We start from the raw sequence: 24189 nt of genomic DNA, 5'->3' as shown, positions 1-24189 counted from the left end.
ACGGGGCTCCGGGTCGCCTGCGGCGTCCTGCGCCCCGAACCCCCAGTACGGCGGCCGCCGCGTCGGCGCTGGGTGAGCGGCCTGGAACGTTGGTCGACTCACCGAGCGCAGTGAGGAAGCGGACGATGTTGCTCGGCTCGGTGATCATGGCGACGAGCTTCATCCTTCCCTTGCAGGCCGGGCAGCGCCATCTCGACGCCACCGCCGCGCTGCCTGCTCCGGCGCCATGTACGACGCCGGCGCCGCGATCGCGCGCTTGCCGGCGTCCAGCTCGACGCCCGCGGCCGCTCCGCGGACGACCAGGCCGCGACGCCGAGCCCGCGCTCGAGGAGCTCGCCAGCGACGTGGCCGAGCTCGACCAGGTGGATTGCGACGGCCACGAGCTCGCCGGCGCTTAGCACCGGTGTCCAGTCACCAGCGCCCGACGTCGCCCTCGACCTGCGCGACGGCCCCGCGCTCGCCGGCGTCGACCTCGACCCCGCGGCCCCCCCTGTCGGTGATCATCGCGTCCCGCGTCCGATCGGTGAAGACCGCGGCCCCATGATCGGCAGCGTTCACCGTTCACCGCCGGCACCCACGCCGATCTGGGCCGCGCTCGCCTTCGCAGGCGGCACCGCGCCAAGCGCGATGGTCCCCTTCGTGACCGCCGCTTCGAAGAACTGGGCCGAAGGAACTCCCGTCACCGTAACGGACGCCACGCTCCCGATGGCCCTCGAAGCCATGAGCGTGACGACGTTCGTGAGTCAGTGAAGCCTAGCCAGATCGGCCCCGTCGCTCAGGGGACCTTCATCAGGGCGTTCTGCTCTGCTTGCGCGCGGCCATCGGTGCAGAACTTGCAGTTGTCGCCGTAGAAGAAGTTCCTGTTCGCTGTGTCATCCATCAGATGAACGCGGAACCAGGCCGCGGCCGACGACAGGGACACGCCATTTGCGCCCTGATAGACCCAGCTACCGTGATCCGCTTTGAGCTCGTTGAGGAAAAACGCGGGCTGATCGGTGACCGTCTTGAAGACATCGTGGACCCCGCTGCATTTCACCGTGGAGTCGTTCCCCCCGCAGAAGAACAACATGGGGGTGTGCACTCCCTTGAGGGCAGTGGTGCCGCAAATCGTGCCGAGGGCCGAGAAACGGGGATCGGAGGCCGTCTTGCAAGTCGACATGCCCCCATAGGAATGGCCAAGCTGGCCGATCTTCGTGGTGTCGAGGGCGTGATAGTACGGGCTGCTCGCATCCTCGGCTTGTTCCAAGATCCAATCGAGGCCCGCGGTCGTGGGAAGAGGATCGCCTTCGGCGGTCGCGGTGCTGAGAGAAGCCACCACGACGAAACCGTGGGACGCGAGATGGTTGACGATCGGTCCGTATTGTCCGCACCACTGATTGCTGCCGGAGTTGACGACGCATTTCGGCGGTTTCTGCTCCGGATTGTCCCGGTAGCCATTGGCCCAGATCAGGATCGGATGGCAGTGGCCGCTGGTTGCGATATTGCTCGGGCGGTACACGTTGAAGCGCTGTTGCTCGTCCCCATAGATCGGATCGGGAACGACGCCGGCGAGGGGGCCGACGTTCTTGTCTGCGGTGACCGAGAAGGGGCCCGTCTTGGTAGGATCGGCCGTGGGGAACGGGTCGCCGACGCAGCTACTGACCGAGCCGCCGCTACCGGTCGTGCCGCCGCTTCCGGCATTTCCTTGGCCGCCGCTGCCCGCTTGCCCGCCCGAAGCCGCGCCACCCGTGGCCCCACTCGAGCCGCCCGACCCCGAGCCGCCAGCCCCACCACTGGATGCGCCGCCGCTGGATGCGCCGCCGCTTTCGGCCGTTCCCCCAGAGCCCGTCGCACCACCGGAGGCCGTGCCCCCGCTGCCCGTCCCACCGCTGTCCGTGCCAACCGCGCCCCCGCTCGCGGCAGCGTCCCCATTCGATCCGTTACCACACGCCGCGGTGGAAACGCACACGCCCAAAGCCAGTAGCCAACGCCTCATGGTGACTCTGTCCTCGCCCAGCCGCTCAGCGTCGTCAAGCGCTTTGGCGGATAGGACAAGCAAACGCGTTCCGCAAAGTCAAGATTCTCGGAGCCGTTCCTGGCTCGTGCAGTCCGACTGTACGAGCTTATCGACAGAACGGGCCGTATGCGATCAGACAGGCCTTCCACTCGTGAAACGCCTGCGATTACCGCGACGTCGCACCAAGCGGAAGGCATCCTACCGTATAGCTGTACACTGCTGGCACCAAGCGGAAGGCATTCTACCGTATAGCTGTACACTACTGAGCTCGTCCAAACGGCCGCCCCGTCACGCGCGGCCAGCACGCCGCCCTCGTCGTCACGCCGCATTCGCTCGCCAGCTACGACGCCCTGAAGAAGGACCCGACGCCATGACCGATCTAACGCCCACCGAGACGAAGGCCCGCCTGAAGGGCCTCGGCCTGTTTGGTCTGCTCGCGTGCTGGGAGGAGCTCGCCGACAAGCCCTGGCTTCGCGAGGTGCTCGCCATCGAGGAGCGCGAGCGCCACAAGCGCAGCCTTGAACGCCGCATCAAAAACTCCCGCGTAGCCGCCTTCAAGCCCATGGCCGACTTCGACTGGTCCTGACCCAAGAAAATCGACCGCGAGGCCGTCGACGACCTCTTCGCTCCCGGCTTCATCACCGCCGGCCACAACGCCGTGCTCGTCGGCCCCAACGGTGTCGGCAAGACCATGATCTTGAAGAACGTCGCCCACCAGGCCGTCATCCGCGGTCACACGGTCCGCTTCTCGACCGCGAGCGACATGCTCGCCGACCTCGCCGCGCAGGAGTCCTCGGCCGCGCTCGCGCGCCGGCTGCACCGCTACACGGTTCCCGCCCTTCTTTGCATCGACGAAGTCGGCTATCTCTCCTACGACGGCCGCTACGCCGACCTGCTGTTCGAGGTCGTCACTCGTCGCTACGACGCGCAGAAGCCGATCCTGCTCAGCACGAACAAGGCCTTCTCCGACTGGGGCCAGGTCTTCCCGCACGCCGCCTGCGTCGTCACGCTCGTCGACCGGCTCGTGCACCGGGCCGAGGTGATCGAGATCGAGGCCGAGAGATACCGGCTCAAGGAAGCCAAGGAGCTGAGCGCCTCCCGCATCAAGCAGCGCCGCGCCAAGAAGCACTGAGCCGCCTCTTCACCGGTGAACTTCACCGGCGTCGGATGCGGGTTTCACCGGTGAACTTCACCGAACCCCCGCGGATTGCCGCGATCATCAACACCCCCGCGTGCTCGACCAGGCCGCGGCACCGGCCCGCGTTAGGGGACCGCCGAGCAGGCTCAAGGCGGCGCCGACGTGCGCCTCGACCTCCGATGGTCCGCGCCGAGCTCGGCCGCGACGATGTGCAACCCGCTGCGCTCAGCTCGAGCCCGGCTTCGGACCGGGGCGAGACTGACAAGCCGTAGCCGCAGGGACGCAATCCATGCCCTGAATCACAGTTGACGCCGCCCCTCCGCACACGCATCTGGAAAAATTTGGAGGATGAGCATGCGCCATAGGCTGAAATTGAAGGCGATGCCTGTTCTTATTCCTCTCGGTCTCACGGTGCGGGCGTGCAACTACGACCTGGGCGAGTGCTATCTTAGGGGGACGGAAGGCACAGGGGCCGGAGAACCATACCCACCGGGGTCAGCAGCTACCGGGGACTGGTTCGGGAACGGTGACGACGTGGGGAGCGGCGCCACTGAAGAGATGGCAGGGTGCACGCCCGACAAGACATGCACAGACATGTTCGTGGATTGCCAAGAGATCGGCGGCAAGTGCATCACGGGATATCCAGGCTGCGACAAATGGGGCCACACGCCGTGTGAAAGTTGCCGCGACGCCTGCCAAAAGGAAACATAATACCCGCCAGCATGCAAATGCAGATCGTGCGGATTCAGTGGATGAATGTTCCGATACAGGGCGCAATACATGTTGCCGTTGGCAGGGTTGCCGGAGCGGCTCTAGCCAAGGTTGCATCCCCGGTTGTGGCCGACGATGACAATCTCCTGCTGGGTCCATCAAGAGTCGATCCGAAACGTCATCGTGCTGCGTGCCTTAGATACTGTGGGGGAGAGCCGTCTACCGATCTCAATGAAGAGCTTGCGCGTTCTGATGGGCCGCCGATCTGCGTGGCGCTTCCGCCGACACCAGGCGGCCTGATGAGCCTCTGTCGAATCTGTGCTTCCGTAGTCGAGCGCGGGCGTACGGTGTTCGTCGTTGATCTCAGCCCAGAGACCGCCGGAACATTTCCGCAAGGGCCCGGCCCAGGCATGGCTATATCCATCTATGTCGCGGATGCTCTGCTACGCAAGCCGCCCGTGGTCCAATGGTCGAAGCTCGAGACAACTTTCGCGGCTACGCTCTGGAAATTGTGGTGCCGCCGCTCGCCCGTTGCCTTTTCTAGGTTCTGTGCATCTGGGAGCATGTTCCACCCGCAGTTGGCCAACCTTGGGCGTTATCATGCCGGACTCTTTCCCCGACGGGCAGGCAATGGGCTATTACCGTCGCTCTTTGACGAGCTCCTCCTGCGACAGCTATCGCAAGAGTGGCTCTCGCCAGTTAAAGTGTATGCCAACGCACTCAACGCCGGATCTGAGCTCGCTGCATGGTTTCCACACACGGGAGATCTGTACATAGCCAAACGGCTCAATGAGTGGTATCGCCATACGCGAGGCCGCATCATCGAACGTCGGAACGCGCATCGCCCGAGACCTTCCGAGATGACGAGATGGTCCTTTCGATGGCGTGCGGGGAGCGAGGAGATCCTCGACGCGCTGCCGAGTGTGCAAGCGGCCCCACCTGTATCTATTGGAGGTGCTACCGCGTATGATCCTGACCACGTATGGGTATGCCAATTTGATGCACGAGGCACACCTTACCTGAGCCGATTTGACACCGCATCGTCGGGCGACAGGCTGGAATAGGGCGTATCGGATAGCGCCTGCGACGATGCGAAGTCCTTCGCCAGTGCGTCCGTTGCTGCTGGAACGCTCCTCCCCCTGGCTGTTCGTCAACCAAACCGGTCGGCAAACGGCCAGTCACCAGCGCCCGACGTGGCCCTCGACCTGCGCGGCCGCTCCGTGCCCGGCCAGGTGGATGGCGACGGCCCCGAGCTTGCCGGCGTCCATCTCGACGCCACGGCCGGTCCGCGGTCTACCAGGCCGTGGCGCCGACCTCGCGCACGTCCGCCTGACGGGTTCCTGGCCCCCGCCGGAGGCGCACGGCGCTGCCTCGGGCTCGTCGTCCTTGTCGATGCCATGCTCGAGATCGAAGAGCCGGGCAAGGCGATCGCCGGCCGCTTCAAGGGCCTGTCGATCGGCGGCTCGGTCGAGTCTGGGGGAGGCAGCCGGCAGCGCTCCTGGCAACGGAAACGGTCTGGGGGAGGCAGCCGGCAGCCCTCCCGGCAACGGTAACGGTCGGCCGCGAACCGCCACACGTGGATGGCACGGTGCGTGCCGACATGCGTGCTGACAGCTGCCAGACGCCGTGACGAGAGCAGCACACTCGACGCCACCCCGCCGCGCGCCGGGCACATGACACCTTCAGGCGACTTCTCGCGAGCCTCGCGGGGCTCAGTCCATGAAGCAAGATCACGACGAGGGGCGGCACGCCGTCAGAAAATCAGCCGGCATGTCGATTGACGGGTGCGCGGGGGGGATTATCCCTGCCCGGAACGTTCGGCGTGCGCCTGACGTTCTCTACACGTCCAGCGCGCAGGGGTGGAGCGCGTCGTACCTGTTCTCCGCTGCTCCGCGACGACGAACAACGAGAGGTCATCCCCTCATGACGAAGCCTTCTCCGCTCAAGAAGAAGCCCGCTCCCAAGAAGCCCGCGGCCCCGCCCCAGGCGGCGGCGGCGTTCGACAAGATCCTGCCCGAGATAGAGGCCCTGAGACCGGATCGGCTGATCGCCATCAACCTCGATATTCCCCGGGTCGTCTCCCAGGTGCTGGGCGTGCTGCCCGGCCTCCTCGCGCTGCGCTCCGCCATCGCGGAGCACGTGCCGACGCACGATGTCGCGTTGCTCGACCGGCTCGAGACCTACGCGCTGGCCGCGTGGTACGCGCACCTCGCGTGGCTGTCGAGCGGAGGCGCCGAGAACTCGCTGAAGCAGCTGCTCGCGGAGGCGGCCCCGCTGCGCGAGAACCTGCTGAGCGACGCCGATGCGCTGGCCCGGCGCGGCCTGCTCGACGCGGACACGGTCGCGGAGATCCGCGCGGGGCTGGGGCACATCGACACGGCGAACGACCTTGTCGCGCTCTCGGCGCTGTTCACTGCGAGCTGGGCGGAGGTCGCCAACAAGACGGCGGCGACCGAGGAGGAGGTGAGGCGCGCCGGGGAGATCGGGCCGCAGCTGCTCGCGGCCCTGGGCGTGCGGGAGCACGGCAAAGGTCCCGGGCCGACCGAGGCCGCGGACAGGAGGGCGCGGGCGTTCTCGCTGCTCGTCCACGCCTACGACCAGACCCGCCGCGCCGTCACGTACCTGCGCTGGGACGAGGAGGACGCCGATACGATCGCCCCCTCTCTCTACAAGGGCCGCACTGGCCGCGCGGCGGCGCACAGCGACACCGTCGCCGCCCCGGGCGACGAGGCGCCGGCTGAACCGGCGGCGCCCGGCGCTGCGACGCCCGCAGCGCCGAACGGCACGGCGGCGCCTGCTGCGCCGAACGGCACGGCAGCGCCCGCCGTGCCCGGCGCCGCACCGAACGGCGCGGCGCCTACCGGCTAGACATCGCCGCCCGCCTCCGCGGCGAGCGCTTCCCGCTCCCAAGGATCGGCTGCCCAGGCGAACGCACCGGCGGAGGGCAGGCAGACTCCCCCGCTTGCGGTGCCGTTCGCGAGGCGGGATCGAGCTAGTCGCCGCCCGCGCACGCCGGCTTGGGGGGGCAGCGACCTTCCAGGATGTCGCGGCACACCTTGTCGCGCTCCTTCTTGTCGACCGCGCCGAGCGCGGCGTAGATCTGCTGCGTACTGCACCCGAGCGAGCCCTCGGCCATGAGCGGGCCGCACGCGTCGAACACCTCCGGCGCCGGCAAGGGCGCGCAGAGGGCCTCGCAGGCCGCGATGTCCGCGAGCTCGATCGGGCATATGGCCGCGTAGAGCGTGCACATCGCCTCGCACCGCCCGACGCACCCGGCGTCGCCCTCCGGGCCGAGCGGCCCGGCCGCGGTGCAGCCGGCGGGATCGCCGGCCTGCGCCGCGCGGCACCCGGCATACCCCTCGGGCGACGGCATCGCCTCGCAGACGGTGCAGCACGCCTCGACCGACGGATACTGCGGCGTGAGCTCGCAGAGATCCATCGACCGGGCGCAGTGCGCCGAGCACGCGGCGATCTCGCACGGGCCGCCCTCCTGCGTGGGCGGAGTCCAGCTCTCCGGGCTCCCATCGCCGGCGTCGCCCGTGGCAGCGCCGCTGTCGATGCCGTCACCCACGGCCGAGGTGGCGCTGTCCTCGCCGTCGGGCAGCGGGGCCACGACCTGACATCCGGCGACCCACGCGGCGAACGCGCAGGCGGCAGCGAGGCGCGCCCTCACAGCGTCCCTCGCATGCTGATGTAGCCCGGACCGACCGCCCAGGTGACGCTCGACTCCGGGGCCTTCGAGCGCTCCATGCCGAGGGCGATGCCGCCGACGGCCGCGCCGGCGATCGCGAGGCCGAACCCCACGTTCGAGACCCAACCCAGGGCGTTCGCGTCGCCTCGCGCGCCTGCGGAGCAGCCCGAGGTGCCCTGCCGGCACGCCTCGGCGAGGTCGCTCCTCGCGCTCAGGTAGGCCGCGCCAACGCCGATCCCCACCGCCAGCCCGGCGCCCGAAGCGATGAACCCGCCGACGGCCCACGGCGAGACGCCGTGCGGGCGGGGCTCCGGCGTGAGGGCGACGTCGAGCGCCGTGGTCTCCCGCTCCGGGACGTAGACCCGCTGCCGGGCGCCGACGTAGCCGTCGGCCTCGACCTCGACCCAGTGGTTGCCAGGATCGATCAGGGTCCCCTCCGAGGAGACCTTCACCTCCTGGCCGTCGACCCTGAGCCTGGCCCCGGCGGGGCTCGGCACGAGCCGCACCTTCAGCCTGGGGATTCGGTCGTCGAGCTCGTCGCGCAGGGCGTCGGCGCGGCGCCGCGCCTGCATGAACGGCCAGGGCTCCCCCGGGAGCGCGCGCGACGAGGCGATCGTTGCCGCGAGCTCGCGCGCCTCGCTGAGCCGGCCGATCGCGGCGAGCGCCTTCGCCACCTCGATGGAGGTCGATGGCACGCGGACGAGCTGCTCGGCGCGCTGGTAGGCCCGGAGCGCCTCCGCGTACCTCCTCAGGATGAAGAGCTCGTCGCCCTGGTACACGAGCTCCCGGGCGTCGCGCCGCGCCTTCTCGTCCGCGGCGCCGCCGGCGGTGTCCGCCGCGTCGCCGGCGAGCGCCGGCGGCGCCGCGAGGATCAGGCTGGCGATCACCATCAGCGTGCTGGACCGGGGGCGCATGGGTCTCCTCTCCTGTCAGAAGCCGAGATCGCGGCGCCAGCGCGTGCGCGTCGCGACCGTCTTGCCTGGCGTCGCGGTCGGCGCGGCGAGCGCCGGCGTCGGGGCGTTCTGGGCGCCGGACGCGGCCGGCACCCTGGCGTCGGCTACCGCCCTGACCGCAGGCTGCGCCGTGGCCGAAGCCCGCGCCTCGGCCTGGGGCGGCCGAACGTCGGCCTGCGCCGTGGCCGCAGCGTGCGCCTCGACCTCCGGCGCCGTGGCCGCGGCGTGCGCCTCGACCTGCGGCGCCGTGGCCTCGGCGTGCGCCTCGGGCTGCTGCGCGATCGTCGCGCACTGGGCCGCGGGCTCGACGGCGGGAGCGGCGCGCCCAGGCGCTCCACCCGCCACCATCGCGAGCGACGCGGACTGCGCTGCCGGCGCGGTCCGGGTGACGCCGGAGGCCCCCGCCCACGCCAGGGTGCTGAGGCCCATGACGGCGCCCGCCGCGAGGGCCCAGGTGCGCGTCCGCGCCCGATGCCGAGGCGAGCTCACGCCCACGCCCAGCGTGCCGAACGGCATGAGCGTGGTCACGAGCGACGAGAAGCCTTCGCCCGAGCAGAGGGACTCGCGCGGGGGCATGACCTCGGTCTGGGCGGGCCGCGTGCCGCGCGGGGCGGCGACGGCGGCGTCCAGCGCATCGAGGACGGCGCGGGCGCTGCGGGCGCGGCGCGCCGGGTCGGGCTCGAGCAGCGAGAGGACCCAGGCGTCGATCGCGGGCGGCACCTCCGGGGCGAGCCGGGACGGCGGCGGGGGCGGCCCGCGGTCGATCGCCACCGCCACCGCGGCGACGGTGGCGCCGCCGAAGGGGATCTGCCCGGTCAAGCAGAAGTAGGCCACGACGCCGAGGGCCCAGAGATCGCTGTGCGGTCCGACCCGCGCTCCGCCCGCCATCTGCTCGGGCGACATGAAGTGCGGCGTCCCCAGGATGGCGCCCGTGACGGTGAGCCGCTCGGCCTCGTCGGCGGTGTCCTTGGCGATGCCGAAGTCGAGCACCTTCACGAAGGGCTCCCGCTCGCCTTCCACGAGAAAGATGTTCTCGGGCTTGATGTCGCGGTGAACGATGCCCGCCTCGTGCGCCCTGGCCAGCGCGGCGCAGAGCTGGCGAAGGATGGAGGCCGTCTCCTCGACCGTGAGCCGGCGGCGGCGCTCGACCAGATCTTGCAGCGTCTGCCCTTCCAGGTGCTCCATCACGATGTAGGGGACCCCCTGGTCGGTGAAGCTCACGTCGAACACGCGCACCACGTGCGGGCTCTGGATGCGGGCCGCGGCCTCGGCCTCCCGGTGGAGGCGCACGATGGCCAGCGGGTGGTCCATGTACATGTCGCGGAGGAACTTCACCGCGACGTGGGTCCTGAGCGCGACGTGCTCGGCGAGCCAGACGCTCCCCATCCCTCCCTGGCCGAGCGCGCGGATGAGGCGGAGCTGGGAGCCCACGTGCATCCCCGGCAGTGGACCGCGCTCCGAGCTCGACGCGGTGTGGCAGCCTGCCTCAGCTGGGGCGATCAGGCAGGGCGATGGCTGGGTGGCCTCGCCTATTCCTAGCGTCTTGCTCATACCGGAGCCGGCTTGCACGCCTCGAGCCATCGCTCCGGCGGAGGGGTTGCCGGGACATGCGCCGGTGTCGGGGCGTCCTGTCGTGGCGTGGAGCCGCGCTGCATGGCGCGCTCGTGACAGTTCGCTACAGGCGCCGTAGCGGCCGCGGTGCGCGCCGTCGACACCGGCTCACGGACGGCTCGCGGCCGCCGTCATCGCGCGCTCCAGGCGCCGCGCTGTCGCCGGAAACCGTGACGTAACGCGAGCTGCGCTGTCGGTGGACGCTAGGACGCTGGACGCGACAAGGGCGCGCGTCGAGCAGGGGCTTGTCGTCTGCGCGCGGAGTCACCACGCTAGGGGGCTTGTCGTCCGCGCGCCGGGTCACCAGGGTAGGCCGGGCGATGCAGCCTCTCCTCCTCTGTTCCCTGCTGGCTGGCGTCGGCCTCCTCGCCGCGGCGTGCGACTCGCCTCCCGCGGAGGCGCCCAGGCCGGTCGTTCTTCCGCCCGTCGCCCCGGGCGAGCTCCGCAGTCCGGAGGCGTTCGCGGCGATCCGGGACGACGACGCGCGCGCGGCCTCGCTCTTCCTCGAGGCGAGCAAGGTGCTTCTCCACCCGCGCTGCGTGAACTGCCATCCTCACGATGGCGTCCCGCGCCAGGGCGACGCCGGCGAGCGCCACAGCCCGCCGGCCGAGCGCGGTCCGAACGATCGCGGGGTGGCGGCGATGGAGTGCACCTCGTGCCATCAGGCGCAGAACCTCGAGCTCGCCCGCGTCCCCGGGGCGCCGGGCTGGCACCTCGCGCCGGCGGAGATGGCGTGGCTCGGGCGGTCGCCGGCGGCGATCTGCGCGCAGATCAAGGATCCGGCGCGCAACGGCAAGAAGACGCTCGCGCAGATCGTCGAGCACGCCGAGCGTGACGAGCTCGTGGCGTGGGGGTGGGCGCCCGGCCATGGCCGCACGAAGGCGCCCGGCTCGCAGGCGGCCTTCGGCGCGCTCGTCGACGCGTGGGTGAAGGCGGGCGCGGCGTGCCCGCCCGAGGAGTCCCGACGATGATCATCCTGAAGGTGAACGGCGCGGAGCAGAGGCTCGACGTGGATCCGGACATGCCGCTCCTCTGGGTGCTGCGCGACGTGCTCGGCCTCACGGGGACGAAGTACGGCTGCGGCCAGGCGCTCTGCGGGGCGTGCGTCGTGCACCTCGACGGCGAGACCGTGCGCGCCTGCGTGACGCCGGTGAAGCGCGCCGCGGGCGGCTCGGTGACGACGATCGAGGGGCTCAGCCCCACCGGCGATCACCCGCTGCAGCGCGCGTGGGTGGAGCTCGGCGTCCCGCAGTGCGGCTTCTGCCAGGCGGGGCAGATCATGAGCGCGGCCGCGCTCCTGCGGAAGAACCCGCGGCCTTCGAACGACGACATCGACAGGTCGCTCGCCGGCAACATCTGCCGGTGCGGCACGTACACGCGCATCCGCGCGGCGGTCCGCAAGGCCGCCGGCCTTCCCACGGAGTGAAGATGGAACAGCAACGGGTCGTCCTCCTCCGCCGCTCCTTCCTCGCGGGGCTCGGGCTCGCGGTGGGCGGGCTCGCGCTCGGGGTCGCCGAGGCCGCGCCGCCCGCGCGCGGCGACGTCGACCGGCCGCCGCCTGCGCCGCCCACGCCCGGCGGCGCGAAGGCGCAGCCGGGGCTCCGGACCGGGGTGTTCCTCCACATCGCGCCCGACGGGACGGTGTCGATCGTCTGCCACCGATCGGAGATGGGGCAGGGGATCCGCAGCTCGCTGCCGGTCCTCGTCGCCGACGAGCTCGGCGCGGACATGGCGCGGGTGAAGATCGTGCAAGCCGACGGCGACAAGGCCTACGGCGATCAGAACACCGACGGCTCGCGCAGCGTGCGCGGCGGCTACGAGCCGATGCGGCGCGTGGGCGCGACCGCGCGCGCGATGCTCGTCGCGGCCGCGGCCAGGAGGTGGCGCGTCCCCGCCGCGGAGTGCGTCGCCCAGCAGCACGCGGTCCACCACGCGAAGTCGAAGCGCTCGCTGGACTTCCGCGAGCTCGTTGCCGACGCGGCGAAGCTCCCGGTGCCCGACGCGGAGTCGGTCGCGCTCCGCCCCACCTCGGAGTTCAAGCGCGTCGGCGGCCTGCTCCCGCTGCTCGACGGCCCGGCCATCGTCACGGGCGCGGCCCAGTTCGGCGCGGACGTGCGCCTGCCGGGCATGCTCACCGCGGTCATCGCGCACCCCCCGGTCGTGGGGGGCAAGGTCGTGCGGTACGACGGTGCGCGCGCGCTGGCGGTCCCGGGCGTGAAGAAGCTCGTGGAGCTATCGGCGCCGAAGGGCGTCGGGGTGGGGTTCCAGCCGCTCGGGGGCGTGGCGGTCGTGGCGGACACGACGTGGGCCGCGATGCGCGGCCGCGCGGCGCTGGAGATCGTGTGGGATCACGGCGCGAACGCGTCGTACGACTCGGCGAGCTACCGCGAGGCGCTCTCGCGCGCGGTGCGCGCGCCGGGCAAGGTCGTGCGGAAGGTCGGCGACGTCGACGGGGCGCTCAAGGCGGCGGCGCGCACGGTCGAGGCCGAGTACTACGTGCCTCACCTCGCGCATGTGGCCATGGAGCCGCCCTCGGCGGTGGCGAAGGTCGACCCGGACGGCTGCGAGGTGTGGGCGCCGACGCAGAACCCGCAGGCCGCCCGGACCGAGGTGGCGCGGGCGCTCGGCGTCGACGAGGGCAAGGTCACCGTGCACGTGACGCTCCTCGGCGGCGGCTTCGGCCGGAAGTCCAAGCCGGACTACGTCGCCGAGGCGGCGCTGCTCGCGCGCGAGGTGGGCGCGCCGGTGCGCGTGCAGTGGACCCGCGAGGACGACGTGCAGAACGGCTATTTCCACGCCGTCAGCGCGCAGCACCTCACGGCGGGGCTCGACGCGGGCGGCAAGGTGACCGCCTGGCTGCACCGGACGGCGTTTCCGCCGATCCCGTCGACGTTCGACGCGAGGGTGAAGACCCCGAGCGAGAACGAGCTCGGCCTCGGCGTGCTCGATCTCGCGCTCTCGGCCCCGAACGTCCGCGCCGAGGCGTGCGACGCGCCGGCCCACGTCCGGATCGGCTGGCTCCGGTCGGTCTGCAACATCTTCCACGCCTTCGCGGTGCAGAGCTTCATCGATGAGATCGCGCACGCGCGGCAGGCCGATCCGCGCGAGGTGCTGCTCGAGGTGCTCGGCCCCGCCCGGAAGGCGACGCCCGCCGAGCTGGGCGTCGAGAAGGTCCCGAACTACGGGGCGCCGATCGAGCAGCACCCGGTCGACGTGGGCCGCCTCCGGCACGTCATCGAGCGGGTGACGGAGCTCTCGGGGTGGGACGCCGCGCGCAAGGCGGGCCGCGCGCTCGGCCTCGCCGCGCACCGGAGCTTCCTCACGTACGTGGCGGTCGTCGCCGCGGTCTCGAAGGACGCGCTCGGCAAGGTGAAGGTCGACGAGGTGTGGCTCGTCGCGGACCCCGGCACGGTCATCAACCTGGACCGCGTGCGCGCGCAGATGGAAGGCGCGGTGGTCTTCGGGATGAGCATCGCGCTCCACGGCGCCATCACGATGAAGGGCGGCGCGGTCGAGCAGACGAATTTCCGCGACTACCCGGTGGTGCGGAGCCCCGAGGTGCCGGCGCGGATCCACGTGGAGATCGTGAAGAGCGACGCCCCGCCCGGGGGCGTCGGCGAGCCCGGGGTGCCGCCGGTGGCGCCCGCGATCGCGAACGCGGTGTTCGCCTTGACGAAGACCCGCGCGAGGGAGCTCCCGCTGCGGCGTTTGGGGCTGTGACGAGGGCAGGGCGCGGGGGGATCGACCGGAGGCCGCCGCGAGCGGCCCGGATGGATTGAAAAGCTGAAATTCGAGACGGCAGCCGCCGGGGGCATCGGTCGCGCACGAGGCGCCGTGGACCGTGCCGTCACCGGCTTGCGGCGTCGCCCGCGGACACGAGGGTAAGGAGCATGCTCACGTTCCTCGGGGTCGCGGTCGTGGTCGTCGGCTTCGTGGCCCGGATCCATCCGCTCCTGGTCGTCGCGGCGGCCGCCATCGTGACAAGCCTCTCGGCGGGGATGGGCCTCATCGAGGGGATCTCCGTCCTGGGCAAGGCGTTCAACGACAACCGCTATGTGAGCCTTGTCTGGCTCGTCCTGCCGGTCATCGGCCTCCTGGAGCGCTCGGGCCTCCAGGAGCGGGCGCGCGCGCTGATCTCGCGGGTGAAGACGGCCACGACCGGGCGCATCCTGCTCGTGTACTTCGCGGTGCGGCAGCTCAGCGCTGCGCTCGGCCTGACCTCGCTCGGCGGCCACGCGCAGATGGTCCGGCCGCTGATCGCGCCCATGGCCGAGGCCGTGGCGGAGAACCGGTACGGGCCGCTGCCGGACAGGACGCGCTGGCTGATCCGCGCCTCGGCGGCGGCGGCCGACAACGTGGCGCTGTTCTTCGGAGAGGACATCTTCCTCGCCATCGCGTCGATCCTGCTGATCAAGGCGTTTCTCGAGCAGAATGGCATCTTCGTGGAGCCGCTCCAGCTGTCGGTCTGGGCCATCCCCACGGCGGTCCTGGCGCTCCTGATCCACGGGACTCGGCTCCTCCTGCTCGACCGGCGGCTCCACCGCGACCTCGCCCGCGCGGACGCGGGGAAGGCGCCCGAATGATCACGCTCGATGTCGTCTACGTCGTGGGAGGGCTGTTCTTCGCGGCGTCGGCCGTCCTGAGCGCGCTTGACCGCGAGAACTCGAGGCGATGGAAGAACACCCTGTTCTGGGGTCTCCTGGCGATGAGCTTCCTCTTCGGCTCGCGCCTTGGGGATCTCGGCAACGGGGTGCTCGTGATCTCGCTCGTGCTCCTCGCGGGCGTCAGGGGCCTGGGCCAGGGGCGCCCCGCCACCACGACACCCGAGGAGCGGCGCGCCAGCGCCGAGCGGCGCGGCGACCTGCTCTTCGTCCCGGCGCTGATCATCCCGGCGACCGCCCTCCTGGGCGCGCTGGTCCTCAAGCGGGTCGAGATCCGCGGAGCGCACTTGCTCGACCCGAAGCAGGCGACGCTGATCTCGCTCGCCCTCGGCGTGGTGCTGGCGCTCGTGGTCTCCGTGGCGTGGTTGCGCCCGCCGCTGCTCGCGCCTCTGCAGGAAGGCCGGCGCCTGCTCGACATCGTGGGCTGGGCGGCGATCTTGCCCCAGCTGCTGGCCGCGCTCGGGGTCGTGTTCGCGGCCGCGGGCGTGGGGGACGTGATCGGCGAGCTGGCCGGGAGCGCGCTCCCGCGCGGCGGCCGCCTCGCCGCGGTGGCCGCCTATACCGTGGGCATGGCGCTGTTCACGGTGATCATGGGGAACGCCTTCGCGGCGTTTCCCGTCATGACCGCGGCCGTGGGGCTCCCCCTGATCGTGCGCCGGCTCGGCGGCGACCCGGCGATCATGAGCGCCCTCGGCATGCTGTCCGGCTTCTGCGGGACGCTGATGACCCCCATGGCCGCGAACTTCAACATCGTCCCGGCGGCCCTGCTCGGATTGCCCGATCGCGACGGCGTGATCAAGGTCCAGCTCCCCACCGCGCTGCTCCTGCTGATCGGCAACACGCTCCTCATGTACCTGCTCGTCTTCCGGCGCTGAGGTCGCCATTCCATGACGCACGTCCTGACACCCGAGATCGCCTCGCATTTCGCCGCCATCGCGCTCGGGCACGTGACGCGGGAGTATCCGAACAAGCTCGATCACGTCATGGCCGGCCCCGAGGACGTGAAGGGCCCGCGCGACCTTCACCCCATCTTCTATGGCAGCTTCGACTGGCACTCATGCGTCCACGGCCACTGGCTCCTCGCGCGGATCCACCGCCTCTTCCCCGGCGTGCCCGGCGCCGCGTCGGTCCGCGGGCTGCTCGACGCGCAGCTCACGGAGGAGAAGGTCGCCGGCGAGCTAACCTATCTGCAGCGGCCGTCGAGCCGCGGCTTCGAGAGGCCTTATGGGTGGGCGTGGCTGCTGATGCTGGCGGCCGAGCTCTCGCGGTGCGAGACCGAGGAGGGGCGGCGCTGGTCGGCCGCGCTGGCCCCGCTCGGCGACGCGTTCGCGGGGCGGCTCCTCGAGTACCTGCCCAGGGCCACGTATCCGGTGCGCGCCGGCGCGCACACGAACAGCGCCTTCGCGCTCGCGCTCGCGCAGGAGTACGCCGCCGTGAAGGGCGACGAGCGGCTGTCACGGCGCTGCGCCGAGGCCGCGCGGGCCTGGTACGGCCGGGACGCGGACTGCCAGGCGTGGGAGCCCTCGCAGGACGATTTCCTCTCGCCCGCCCTCGTGGAGGCCGAGTGCATGCGCAGGGCCCTGCCCGGACCGGAGTTCCGCGGCTGGCTCGCGCGGTTCCTGCCGCGGGCGGCGCGGGGCGAGCCCGCGACCCTGTTCGAGCCAGCGACGGTCAGCGACCGGAGCGACGGCAAGATCGCCCACCTCGACGGGCTCAACCTGAGCCGCGCCTGGTGCTGGCGCTCGCTCGCCGCGGCGCTGCCCGAAGGGGACACGGTCCGCGTCCGCGCCCTCGACGCGGCGGAGCGTCACCTCGACGCCAGCCTGCCGCACGTCGCCGGCGATTACATGGGCGAGCACTGGCTGGCGAGCTTCGCCCTCCTCGCGCTGGGCGAGGGCGCTGATTGACGCGCCACGACGCGGGGCGCATCTTCGTGCGCTACGGGCTCATCCGCGTCGTTCGGCTCGCTGCGGCGTACTTTCGTACGCCTCACTCGCCTGCCTAGCGGCTGAGCCCGTATCACACGAATCTGCACCCCGCTTCAAGACGCGCTGAGCGGTGCTCAGCGGCGTCCGGTGTTGCAGCGTCTATATCGCGGAGCGGGAGACGGGATTTGAACCCGCGACGTCAACCTTGGCAAGGTTGCACTCTACCACTGAGTTACTCCCGCGAACGGCGGTCCCATGGCTCAGGAAACCACTCTCGTGCGACGCCAACAGCGATGAGGCTGGGTGCGCCGGGACCTCCTCAGAGGCCGTCTCCGTCGATGGGGGCGCAGGAGTATCAACCGACGTCGCCATAGTCAAGCACTGATGTGCGTGGTCGTGGCGCTTCTCAGCGACGGAGATCCGGGCGCCGTGGTTTTCCGGGCTTCGGCACCGGCGGGGCCCGGTTGCCGTCGAGGGGACCCCTCGCACACCTCTACCCCGCGCCGCGCGCGTACTTCCTGAGCTTCCTGTAGAGCGTCGACGCGCCGATCCCGAGCTCCGCGGCGGCGCGGGCCTGGTTGCCGCCGTGCCTCTCGAGCGCCGCGAGGATCGCTCGCCGCTCGACGCCCTCCAGCGTCCGCGCGGCCGGCGCCTCGCTCGCCTCGCCGCCGGTCGGCGCGGCGCCGCGGACGTCGTCCGGCAGATCGTCCAGATCGGCGGCGCCTCCCCGCGCCAGGGCGACCGCGTGCTCCACGGCGTTCTCCAGCTCGCGCACGTTGCCGGGCCATCCGTGGCGCTCCAGCGCGCCTTCGGCCTCCGGCGTGAAGCCCGCGACAGGCCGATCGAGCCGCCGCGACGCCGCCCCGAGCAGCGCCCGCGCGAGCGGCAGGATGTCCTCGCGGCGCTCGCGGAGCGGCGGAAGGCGGATCTCGATGACCCGCAGCCGGTAGTAGAGGTCCCGCCGGAAGCGGCCCGCCGCGGCGTCGGCCGCGAGATCGCGGTTCGTCGCCGCGAGGATCCGGGCGTCGACGGGGCGGCTCGTGTTCTCGCCGACGCGGCGCACCTGCCGCTCCTGGAGCGCGCGGAGGAGCTTCGCCTGCACCCCGGGCGGGGCCTCGCCGACCTCGTCGAGCAGCAGCGTGCCCCCGCGCGCCGCCTCGAACAGCCCGGCGCGGTCGTGGGTCGCGCCGGTGAACGAGCCGCGCGCGTGCCCGAAGAGCTCGCTCTCCAGCAGCGTCTCGGTGATCGCCGCGCAGTTGATTGCGACGAACGGGCCCGCGGCGCGCGCCGACGCGCCGTGGATGAGCCGCGCGACCCGCTCTTTCCCGGCGCCGCTCTCGCCCGTGAGCAGGATCGTCGAGTCCACCGGCGCGACCCGCCGCGCGCGGTCGAGGGCCCGCTGCATCGCCGGGCTCTCCGCGACGAGCGGGGTCGGCGGCTCGCCCCGCGGCGCGGCGAAGGGCAGGGCGCTCGCCTTCGCGACGAGCGCGCGCCCTGTCGTCGCCCTCCGGGGCGGCGCGGGCTGGCAGAGCGACGGGTCGAGATCGCTCTCGCGGAAGAACGGCAGGTGCTCGTCGAGCGCGCCGCCCCACGCGGCGCGCGTCCGGCCCTGGAAGTGGCAGACGTCGTCGCCCCGGCCGATGCACCGATCCTCGATGACGTAGACCGCCTCGCCCGTCGCCCGGGTCATGTAGCCGCTCGCGATGCCGGCGAGCATCCAGCACACCGGCTCGTCCGCGCGGCCGAGGTGCAGGAGGTGCTGCTCGGCCTCGTACGACGAGAGGAGCGTGGCGCCGCGTGAGGCGAGGGGCGTCGTGTCCCCGGGGGCGAGCCGGATGAAGCCCTGCAGCGTGTGGAGCAGGGCCCCTGCGCCGTGCAGCTCGGCGTCGCTGTCCCAGGCGAGCCGGGACGTCATCGCCTCCGCCATCCGGGCGCCGTGCTCGACGCCGAAGCGCGTGAGCACGGCGCGCGCCCCCGCGTACCCCGCGAGCCGGACGAGCTCCTCGCGCAGCCTCCCGAGCGCCCCGGCGTCGACGATGACCGCTCGCTCCCCGGCGAAGCGGACGACGCCGCCGCGCGCGTCGACGTCGAGCAGCTTCCGGATGTCGAGATCGGCTGCGCGCATGGGACGACCTTTCAACGTGACAGGAGCGACCGGTCACCCTGACCGGCGGGCTCGCGAGGCGCCACGGAGGAGCCCCCGATCCCCCATGAAAGCGGCCTCTCCCGCGCGGGCCCGGCGTGTGCTCGGGGCCATCGCGGGAGGTCTCTTCGCATGAGCGAGCGCGTGGACATCATGACACCCGCCTTCCGGGCGGATCCTTATACGCCGTACGCTGTGATGCGCCGCGAGGCGCCGGTCTGCCAGGTGGATCCTGGCGGGATGTGGGCGGTGAGCCGGTACGCCGATGTCGCGACGGTCCTCCGCAGCCCGGAGCGGTTCTCGTCCCAGGGGTTCCGGGCCGCCTGGCAGCCGGCGTGGGTGGGGCACAACCCGCTCGCGAGCTCGATCCTGGCCATGGATGGCCCGGATCACGCGCGGCTCCGCGGCCTGGTGAGCCGGGCCTTCGGGGCGCCGGCGATCGCGCGCATCGAGCAGCGGGCCCGGGATCTGTGCGAGCGGCTCGCGGGCCGCCTCGACGGCGAGGTCGACTTCATCGCCGCGGTCGCGGCGCCGCTGCCGGCGTTCGTGATCAGCGAGCTGCTCGGGCTGGATCACGCGCTCGAGCCGCGCTTCAAGCGGTGGATGGACGACCTCCTGTCCGTGACGCCCGAGCCGGCGAGCGCCGAGCACGCCGCCCGCGTCCGCGCCACGATCGCGGAGCTCGACCGGTACATGGCCGACGTCATCGAGGCCCGCAGGCGCTCGCCCTCCGACGACCTCGTGAGCGAGCTCGCCCGCGCCGGCGATCTCCTCGGCGATCGCGAGATCATCGATCTGCTCGTCAGCATCCTCGGCGGCGGCCTCGAGACCACGACCCACTTCCTCGGCAGCTCGATGCTCCTGCTCGCGGAGCGCCCCGCGGAGCTCGAGCGGCTGCGCGCCTCGCCGCAGCTCATCCCGAGGTTCATCGAGGAGATGATGCGTTATGACGGCCCGACCCAGTCCGTCCCCCGGCTCACGACGTCGGACGTCGCGCTGGCCGGCGTGACGATCCCCGCGGGCTCGCTCGTGCTGGCCCTTGTCGGGTCGGCGAACCGCGACGAGCTGCGCTTCACGGATCCCGATCGGTTCGATCTGCACCGCGGGCAGCCGAGCCTGACCTTCGGGCACGGCGCGCACTTCTGCCTTGGCGCTGCGCTGGCCCGGATGGAAGCGAAGGTCGCGCTCGAGGTGCTGCTCCCGAGGATCGGCGAGGTGACCCGCGCGCCGGGCGAGATCCCCTACAACCGCACGCTCACCGTGCGCGGCCCCGTGTCGCTGCCGCTCCGCTTCATGCCGGCCTGACATGCCAACGAAATGAGGGGATTTGTCAGGCCCTGTTCTGCACAATGGCTGTCCATGCGATATCGAGCGTTCCTGCCGCTGGTCTTCGCGCTACCGGCGTGCGGCCCGGCGGCCGCTCCCTCGCCTGCCGCGAGCGCTGCGCCCGCCGTGGCCAAGGCGGCGGCCCCCGCGGCGCCGTCTCCGCCGGCGCCCGCCGTGGGCGTCGCGCCTGCGACGGCAGCGAGCGCCGCGCCGGCGCCGCAGAGCGCCTGTGCGCTGGAGCGCGGCTTTCACGGCATGATCGGGCCGAAGCTCGAGGTCTTTGCGCGGCTCGAGCGCGACGGAGGGACGGTGCGGGGCCGTTACTTCTATGCCCACGTCGGCGTCGACATCCCGCTGGCCGGGACTGTCACCGACGCTGGCGAGCTCGCGCTTGTCGAGGGCAACCCGGCGCGCCCGACGGGCCAGTTCGCGGGCACCTGCCGCGCCGACGGCCACCTCATCGGGACGTGGACGAGCCCGCGGGGCGCCTCGCTGCCGTTCGATCTCGCCTCGGTGGGCGCGCGCGATGTGCTGCTCGTGGCCACGAAGAAGAGGGCGCGGCGCTTCCCGCCGCAGCCGAACCCCGATGGCCCATCCGACGGGATGGGGATCCCCTTCGAGCCAGGCGAGGTGTGCAGCGAGGAGCTCGCCTGGCCAGAGATCTTCGGCGCCGCGACGGCGAAGAGCGAGGCGGCCCTCAACCGCGCGCTCGAGAGCGGCGCGTGGGTGTTCGGGCAGGGGGATGAGGCGAGCTTGCGCGCGTGCAAGACGGGCGAGCGAATGGCCGCCTCGCGCACCTTCGAGATCTCCCTCAACGAGAAGGGGCTGCTCGCGGTCCGCTCCCACGATGCGATGCGCTACGAGGGTGGCACGCACCCCTGGGATCCTGGGCCCGAGCGCTGGCAGGTGCTCGACGCGCGCACGGGCGCGCCCGTGACCCAGCTGCTCGACCGGTCCGCCGCGTCGAAGAAGGCCCTACGGCCCTTGCTGGAGCGCTGCCTCGCGCCGCTCGCCGACGGCGACGCGACCGTGCTCGAGCTGCTGCGGGAGCGCGTGAGCCTCGACAACCCGGAGCTGCTCCTCCTGCCGACGCCCGCCGGGCTGAAGCTCGCCGCGACAGGATATCCGCCGCCGCTGCGCGTGCTCGAGGGGGATGGCCCCATCCTGACGTGGGCGGCGCTCGCCGGTGCCGGCGCGGTCGGACCGAGGAGCCCCCTCGCTCGCCTCTGGGAGGGCCGCAGCGCGGCGGCGACGGCGGACCCGTGCGCGAAGCAGGGGTCGCCCTGAGCCGGACCCGATCGGGCCTGTGAACCCGATCCGGTCGAGACGACAACCGACAACCCGACCCGGGTCGAGGCGACCATCGGCAATCTCATGGTGTGACGAGCCCGGGAACCTGGCCGGACCTCACCGGACTCGACAGCAGGATCCGCCGCGCCGTCGTGATCAGCGACGCGAGTGAGCTCCTCATCCAGCAGACGTCCGCCGGCTTGAAGCTCGCCGCGACCGGAGATACAACGCTACGTGCCTCCTGTCTGCGCGGGCCGCCCTGTCATCGACGCGCGCCCGCGCCGCGCTCGTCGGACGCGATCCAGCCCACACCGAGGCCGTCTTTCCCGGGGAGGACGCTCGTCACGGAGCACGCGGACCAAAAGAACATGGAACAGAAGACAACTCCGACGATCACCGAGCTCGAGCGTGAGATCGATACGCTGCGCCGACGCGTTGCCGAGCTGGAGATCCCCGCGCGCCGCTACCAGGCCCTGCTCGACGGGGGCATCGTGAGCATGATGATCTACGACGGCGAGAGCCGCGTGCTCGAGGTGAATCGTCGGTGGGAGCAGCTCTGGAGCTTGAGCCTCCGGGATGTCGCCGAGTGGCGGTTGCTGAAGGACGAGCAGGTATCCGCCAATGGGTCCATGCCCCTCGTCGAGCGGGCGTTCTGGCGGGGCGAGGCCACGGCGTTGCCCACCATTCGCTACGATCCGGTCCAGGCAGACACGCTCCAGAAGGGACTGGCCCGCTGGGTCGCCTCTTCGCTCCATCCCATCAGCGACGCAGCGGGCAACGTGCGCGAGGTGCTGCAGATCCACGTGGACGTCGGCGAGCTCAAGCAGTCCGAGGACGAGCTGCGGGTCCAGACGGCGCAGCTCGAGGCCGCGATCGCCGAGCGGACCCAGCGGCTCGAGGAGCAGCTCCGCGTGAGCGAGGAGCAGCAGCGCGCCATTGCCGCGCTGTCCACGCCCGTGCTCAGGCTCTGGGACGGCATCCTCGCGCTGCCGCTCATCGGTCGCATCGACGCCGAGCGCGCCGCCCATCTCCTCGAGGTGCTTCTGCAGGCCATCGTGGACACGCAGGCGGAGCATGTGATCCTCGACGTCACCGGCGTGCCTTTCATGGACGCCGAAGGGGCACGCCACCTCGGCAATACGGTGCGCGCTTCCTCGTTGCTCGGGGCGCAGTGCATCGTCGCGGGCATCTCGCCGGCCATGGCGAGATTGCTGATCGACTGCGATCTCGGCTTCGATGGCGTCCCCATCGTCGCGAGTCTCCAGGACGGGCTTCGGCGCTTGTTGTCCAGCCGCAACGGCGATCGGGAGAAGGGGAGTAAAGTCCCATGACGCTCCCCTCCTCCCTGTTCAATTTTCTCTCTCGAGATGCCAACGACAGTCACGTCATCTTGGCGAACCAGCTGTCGAGGATGGTTTGCGCCCGCGCGAGCTCCGAGAGCTCCGTCACCTCGTTCAGAGCGTGCATCGTCCGCTCCGCGCCCGGTCCGAAATTCGCCGCCGGGATCCCGAGCGTCGTGAAGCTTGCCACTTCCGTCCAGGTTTGCCGCGCCTCGACGCCTTGAACGCCGCTCTGTTCGAGAGCGGCGATGAGCGCGTGGCTCCGGTTCGGCGGCGCCGGACGGGAGAGCTCCTCGAACCGGACGGCTCCCACGCGGTCCACGAGCGCCATCAGCCGCTCTTGTGAGGTATGGGAGCTCGTGCTCGGACCGTACGTGTGGTGCACGTTCACCTCCAGGTGGTCCGCCACGACGCTGCCGGAGCGGCCCCCGTGCGCCCAGGTGGCGTTCATCATCTCGTACCAGGTGAGGCCGTCGACGACGTCGGGTACGGGCTCGAACGCGACAAGCTGAGAGAGCACGCGCGCGAACTTGTGAATCGCGTTCACGCCGGCCCCGGGCAGCCCGCTGTGCCCCGTGCGGCCTGCGAAGGCCAGCGTCGCGTGCGTGGAGCCTCCCGAGCCGAGCTGGAGCTTGTTGTCCGTGGGCTTGAGCACCAGGGCGAAGTCGGCCCCCCGGAGCTCGGCATCCTGCTTCATGACCACCCTGAGCTCGCTCGCGTCGAAGCCGCACGCTCCGCGCGCGTGGAACACGAGGGTGATATCGGCGTGTACCTGCGGCCGGCGCTCGGCCAGATCGAGCATCAGGCAGAGGCCGCTCTTCTCGGCGGCTCCAGCGCCGAGCACGCGGTTCTTCTCCGTCCGCGCTTCGCCTCGTTGCCCCGCGTTCGCCACGTCGAGCTGCCCGACGAGCAGAATCTTGGGGCCTCCCGACCCGCGCGTCAGCGGCGCCACCAGAGAGTCCCCATAGCGGCGCGGCGGTGAAGCCAAGGGGAGCGCCGCGAGACGTTGAGCCAGCTCGTCGGCCAGTGAACGTTCCTCACCCGACGGCGAGGGGATCTTGCACAGCCACAGCAAATTCTCGAGCAGCTCCACGTCGACCTCCGATCAGACCAAACGATTCGCGCTGGCTCACCATCAATCGTACCGGAATTTTCGGTACCAGGACACCAGCCAGAAGGCGAGTATCGCTCCTAGCACGGTGACGCGCATGCCGGTGAGCCAGAGCCTTGGGTGAAGCGCAATGGGCAGCGCGCTGGCCGCGAAGATCGCCGCGAGTTGCCCGAGGTGGATGATCCGGAAATCGGCGAGACCTCGCGGGTGACGCACCCGCAGGGCAGCCCCAGTCAGCCTGATGAGAACCATCGCGTTCCCGGCCGGCGCGCTCGGGGCGCCGGCGGGTG

Annotated in this window: 20 protein-coding genes, 1 tRNA gene and 1 pseudogene; 13 read left to right on the top strand and 9 right to left on the bottom strand. The window is 71.3% G+C overall.

Annotation, left to right across the window (positions count from 1 at the left end; translation table 11 throughout):
* Positions 1-125: 125 nt before the first annotated feature.
* Entirely contained in the window at positions 126-398 is a 273-nt protein-coding gene (locus tag WMF29_RS33940; protein ID WP_437324254.1) for a hypothetical protein, read from the top strand.
* A gap of 13 nt (positions 399-411) precedes the next feature.
* Here WMF29_RS33940 and WMF29_RS33935 read toward each other — a convergent pair whose 3' ends face one another.
* Complete coding sequence (locus WMF29_RS33935; protein ID WP_437324253.1) at positions 412-558, bottom strand: hypothetical protein; 147 nt, start codon at positions 556-558, stop codon at positions 412-414.
* Between WMF29_RS33935 and WMF29_RS33930 the strand changes: the two genes are divergently transcribed.
* Entirely contained in the window at positions 541-750 is a 210-nt protein-coding gene (locus WMF29_RS33930; RefSeq protein WP_272095166.1) for a hypothetical protein, read from the top strand. The two genes, WMF29_RS33935 and WMF29_RS33930, sit on opposite strands and share 18 nt — an antisense overlap.
* A gap of 25 nt (positions 751-775) precedes the next feature.
* Here the strand turns inward: WMF29_RS33930 and WMF29_RS33925 are convergent, their stop codons facing one another.
* A complete protein-coding gene (locus WMF29_RS33925) occupies positions 776-1975 on the bottom strand; it encodes a poly(ethylene terephthalate) hydrolase family protein (RefSeq protein WP_437324252.1) in 1200 nt (399 codons plus the stop codon).
* A gap of 391 nt (positions 1976-2366) precedes the next feature.
* On the opposite strand from WMF29_RS33925, the pseudogene WMF29_RS33920 reads away from it, so the two are divergent.
* Both WMF29_RS33920 and WMF29_RS33915 read left to right on the top strand, forming a co-directional pair.
* Positions 2367-3128 (top strand): annotated as a pseudogene (locus WMF29_RS33920) (ATP-binding protein).
* Positions 3129-5768: 2640 nt separating this feature from the next.
* Entirely contained in the window at positions 5769-6713 is a 945-nt protein-coding gene (locus WMF29_RS33915) for a hypothetical protein (protein WP_437324251.1), read from the top strand.
* 124 nt (positions 6714-6837) lie between these two features.
* Here the strand turns inward: WMF29_RS33915 and WMF29_RS33910 are convergent, their stop codons facing one another.
* Genes WMF29_RS33910 through WMF29_RS33900 form a run of 3 tightly spaced genes read right to left on the bottom strand, consistent with a single transcriptional unit; the run spans position 6838 to position 9926 of the window.
* A complete protein-coding gene (locus WMF29_RS33910) occupies positions 6838-7518 on the bottom strand; it encodes a hypothetical protein (RefSeq protein ID WP_437324250.1) in 681 nt (226 codons plus the stop codon).
* Positions 7515-8450, bottom strand: coding sequence for a PEGA domain-containing protein (locus WMF29_RS33905; protein WP_437324249.1), 936 nt, complete (start codon positions 8448-8450; stop codon positions 7515-7517). The genes WMF29_RS33910 and WMF29_RS33905 overlap by 4 nt, the downstream gene beginning before the upstream one ends.
* Before the next feature lie 15 nt (positions 8451-8465).
* A complete protein-coding gene (locus tag WMF29_RS33900) occupies positions 8466-9926 on the bottom strand; it encodes a protein kinase domain-containing protein (RefSeq protein ID WP_437324248.1) in 1461 nt (486 codons plus the stop codon).
* A gap of 494 nt (positions 9927-10420) precedes the next feature.
* Between WMF29_RS33900 and WMF29_RS33895 the strand changes: the two genes are divergently transcribed.
* The 6 genes from WMF29_RS33895 (at position 10421) to WMF29_RS33870 (ending at position 16668) form a co-directional block, all read left to right on the top strand.
* Positions 10421-11071 (top strand): Isoquinoline 1-oxidoreductase subunit, encoded by a 651-nt coding sequence (locus WMF29_RS33895; RefSeq protein WP_272095275.1) that lies wholly within the window; start codon positions 10421-10423, stop codon positions 11069-11071.
* Entirely contained in the window at positions 11068-11526 is a 459-nt protein-coding gene (locus tag WMF29_RS33890; protein ID WP_272095274.1) for a (2Fe-2S)-binding protein, read from the top strand. Before WMF29_RS33895 ends, WMF29_RS33890 begins: the two co-directional genes overlap by 4 nt.
* 2 nt (positions 11527-11528) lie before the next feature.
* Entirely contained in the window at positions 11529-13820 is a 2292-nt protein-coding gene (locus WMF29_RS33885; RefSeq protein ID WP_437324247.1) for a molybdopterin cofactor-binding domain-containing protein, read from the top strand.
* Between the two features lie 170 nt (positions 13821-13990).
* Positions 13991-14683 (top strand): DUF969 domain-containing protein, encoded by a 693-nt coding sequence (locus WMF29_RS33880; RefSeq protein ID WP_272095271.1) that lies wholly within the window; start codon positions 13991-13993, stop codon positions 14681-14683.
* Positions 14680-15636, top strand: a complete 957-nt coding sequence (locus tag WMF29_RS33875) for a DUF979 domain-containing protein (protein WP_437324246.1) — start codon at positions 14680-14682, stop codon at positions 15634-15636. The genes WMF29_RS33880 and WMF29_RS33875 overlap by 4 nt, the downstream gene beginning before the upstream one ends.
* 12 nt (positions 15637-15648) lie before the next feature.
* On the top strand, positions 15649-16668 hold the full coding sequence (locus tag WMF29_RS33870; RefSeq protein ID WP_437324245.1) for a DUF2891 domain-containing protein: 1020 nt from the start codon (positions 15649-15651) through the stop codon (positions 16666-16668).
* Positions 16669-16859: 191 nt separating this feature from the next.
* Here the strand turns inward: WMF29_RS33870 and WMF29_RS33865 are convergent.
* Positions 16860-16931: transfer RNA gene (locus tag WMF29_RS33865), tRNA-Gly, on the bottom strand.
* A gap of 251 nt (positions 16932-17182) precedes the next feature.
* Positions 17183-18814 (bottom strand): sigma 54-interacting transcriptional regulator, encoded by a 1632-nt coding sequence (locus tag WMF29_RS33860; RefSeq protein ID WP_437324244.1) that lies wholly within the window; start codon positions 18812-18814, stop codon positions 17183-17185.
* A gap of 150 nt (positions 18815-18964) precedes the next feature.
* Between WMF29_RS33860 and WMF29_RS33855 the strand changes: the two genes are divergently transcribed.
* The 3 genes from WMF29_RS33855 (at position 18965) to WMF29_RS33845 (ending at position 22779) form a co-directional block, all read left to right on the top strand.
* Positions 18965-20137: a cytochrome P450 gene (locus WMF29_RS33855; protein WP_437324243.1), complete on the top strand. Its 1173-nt coding sequence runs from the start codon at positions 18965-18967 to the stop codon at positions 20135-20137.
* 54 nt (positions 20138-20191) lie between these two features.
* Positions 20192-21445: a hypothetical protein gene (locus WMF29_RS33850; protein ID WP_437324242.1), complete on the top strand. Its 1254-nt coding sequence runs from the start codon at positions 20192-20194 to the stop codon at positions 21443-21445.
* A 371-nt stretch (positions 21446-21816) separates the two neighbouring features.
* The gene (locus tag WMF29_RS33845; protein ID WP_437324241.1) at positions 21817-22779 is read left to right on the top strand and encodes an STAS domain-containing protein; all 963 of its coding nucleotides are present in this window, start codon (positions 21817-21819) and stop codon (positions 22777-22779) included.
* A gap of 49 nt (positions 22780-22828) precedes the next feature.
* On the opposite strand, the gene WMF29_RS33840 is transcribed toward WMF29_RS33845, so the two are convergent.
* Both WMF29_RS33840 and WMF29_RS33835 read right to left on the bottom strand, forming a co-directional pair.
* A complete protein-coding gene (locus WMF29_RS33840) occupies positions 22829-23740 on the bottom strand; it encodes a peptidase dimerization domain-containing protein (protein ID WP_437324240.1) in 912 nt (303 codons plus the stop codon).
* A gap of 183 nt (positions 23741-23923) precedes the next feature.
* Positions 23924-24151 (bottom strand): hypothetical protein, encoded by a 228-nt coding sequence (locus tag WMF29_RS33835; RefSeq protein ID WP_437324239.1) that lies wholly within the window; start codon positions 24149-24151, stop codon positions 23924-23926.
* Between the last annotated feature and the right edge of the window lie 38 nt (positions 24152-24189).

This window comes from Sorangium sp. So ce381, from assembly GCF_051473845.1.
GTDB classification, from domain to species: Bacteria; Myxococcota_A; Polyangia; order Polyangiales; family Polyangiaceae; genus Sorangium; species Sorangium atrum.
Note: the sequence above shows the minus strand (reverse complement) of the source record. Positions and strands in the feature narration are given on the sequence as shown.